This window comes from Streptococcus lactarius (genome assembly GCF_016642265.1).
Taxonomy (GTDB): domain Bacteria; phylum Bacillota; class Bacilli; order Lactobacillales; family Streptococcaceae; genus Streptococcus; species Streptococcus lactarius.
Map to the genome: position 1 here is coordinate 167,102 of NZ_MRXX01000006.1, position 2,414 is coordinate 169,515.

General features: G+C 41.0%; 2 protein-coding genes. Both read left to right on the forward strand.

All coding sequences use genetic code 11. From position 1 onward, the window contains the following. The first annotated feature begins 274 nt into the window (after positions 1 to 274). Entirely contained in the window at positions 275 to 1,471 is a 1,197-nt protein-coding gene (gene tuf / locus BTU61_RS05375; protein WP_187540490.1) for an elongation factor Tu, read from the forward strand. 166 nt (positions 1,472 to 1,637) lie between these two features. Next, entirely contained in the window at positions 1,638 to 2,396 is a 759-nt protein-coding gene (gene tpiA, locus BTU61_RS05380) for a triose-phosphate isomerase (protein WP_200772657.1), read from the forward strand. The last annotated feature ends 18 nt before the right edge of the window (positions 2,397 to 2,414 follow it).

The following is a 2,414-nucleotide window of genomic DNA, read 5'->3' on the forward strand; positions in this document are numbered from 1 at the left end:
TAGGATTTTTGTCCCAGCCACTTTTTCTGTATAAAAGAAGCAAGGAGAAGTTCCTTTATAAACTTGATTAGAGAATGAAAAGCAGGTCTTTTTAGAAGCCGATTCTTAAATTTTCTTGAGATCACAAAATATGAGAAAAGAAGAGGAATAATTAAGAAAATATAGGTAAAAGGCTTGCATTTTCATCTGAAATTCGATAGAATAGTAAGGAAAGTTAGACTGTATTGCCTACTGTCTATCTATAAAATATATTTTATTGGAGGCTTTTACTCAAATGGCAAAAGAAAAATACGATCGTAGTAAACCGCACGTTAACATCGGTACAATTGGACACGTTGACCACGGTAAAACTACCCTAACTGCAGCTATCACAACTGTTTTGGCACGTCGCTTGCCTTCAGCAGTTAACCAACCAAAAGACTATGCGTCTATCGATGCTGCTCCGGAAGAACGCGAACGCGGTATCACCATCAACACTGCACACGTTGAGTACGAAACTGCAAAACGTCACTACGCTCACATCGACGCTCCAGGACACGCGGACTACGTTAAAAACATGATCACTGGTGCCGCTCAAATGGACGGAGCTATCCTTGTAGTAGCTTCTACTGACGGACCAATGCCACAAACACGTGAACACATCCTTCTTTCACGTCAGGTTGGTGTTAAACACTTGATCGTCTTCATGAACAAAGTTGACTTGGTTGACGATGAAGAATTGCTTGAATTGGTTGAAATGGAAATCCGTGACCTTCTTTCAGAATACGATTTCCCAGGTGACGATCTTCCAGTTATCCAAGGTTCAGCTCTTAAAGCTCTTGAAGGTGACACTAAGTACGAAGATATCATCATGGAATTGATGGATACTGTTGACGAATACATTCCAGAACCAGAACGTGATACTGACAAACCATTGCTTCTTCCAGTCGAAGACGTATTCTCAATCACTGGACGTGGTACTGTTGCTTCAGGACGTATCGACCGTGGTACTGTTAAAGTCAACGACGAAATCGAAATCGTTGGTATCAAAGACGAAATTCAAAAAGCAGTTGTTACTGGTGTTGAAATGTTCCGTAAACAACTTGATGAAGGTCTTGCAGGGGATAACGTTGGTGTGCTTCTTCGTGGTATCCAACGTGATGAAATCGAACGTGGACAAGTTATCGCTAAACCAGGTTCAATCCACCCACACACTAAATTCAAAGGTGAAGTTTACATCCTTACTAAAGAAGAAGGTGGACGTCATACTCCATTCTTCAACAACTACCGTCCACAGTTCTACTTCCGTACAACTGACGTAACTGGATCTATCGAACTTCCAGCTGGAACTGAAATGGTAATGCCTGGTGATAACGTGACTATCGACGTTGAGTTGATCCACCCAATCGCCGTTGAACAAGGTACTACATTCTCTATCCGTGAAGGTGGACGTACTGTTGGTTCAGGTATGGTTACTGAAATCGAAGCTTAATTCGATCTAGTTCCCAGATTAACAATTATATAGACAGACAGAAAAAGCCCCGTGAAAACGGGGTTTTTTTCTTTTGTAAAAGGAAATGAGCTTGTACGCCCTTTTATTATGACGAAAAATATGGTAAAATAGATGATATAAAAAATAGAAAAACGAGGTATGTGAAATGTCACGTAAACCATTTATCGCTGGTAACTGGAAAATGAACAAAAATCCAGAAGAAGCAAAAGCATTTGTTGAAGCTGTAGCATCTAAACTTCCTTCATCTGACCTTGTTGAAGCAGGTATCGCAGCTCCTGCAGTTGATTTGACTGCTGTTCTTGCTGCTGCTAAAGGTTCAAACCTTAAAGTTGCTGCACAAAACTGTTACTTCAAAAATTCAGGTGCTTTCACTGGTGAAACTAGCCCAGAAGTTTTGAAACAAATCGGTACTGACTATGTTGTAATCGGTCACTCAGAACGCCGTGACTACTTCCATGAAACAAACGAAGATATCAACAAGAAAGCAAAAGCAATCTTTGAAAATGGTATGCTTCCAATCATCTGTTGTGGTGAAAGTCTTGAAACTTACGAAGCTGGTAAAGCAGCAGAATTCGTAGGTGCTCAAGTTTCAGCTGCTTTGGCTGGTTTGACTGCTGAACAAGTATCTTCAACAGTCATTGCCTACGAACCAATCTGGGCTATCGGTACTGGTAAATCAGCTTCACAAGACGATGCACAAAAAATGTGTAAAGTTGTTCGTGACGTTGTAGCTGCTGACTTCGGTCAAGAAGTAGCTGACAAAGTACGTGTACAATACGGTGGTTCAGTGAAACCTGAAAATGTTGCTTCATACATGGCTTGTCCAGATGTTGACGGAGCTCTTGTTGGTGGTGCGTCACTTGATCCAGAAAGCTTCTTGGCATTGCTTGACTTTGCAAAATAATAATGAAAAGAGAGTGGG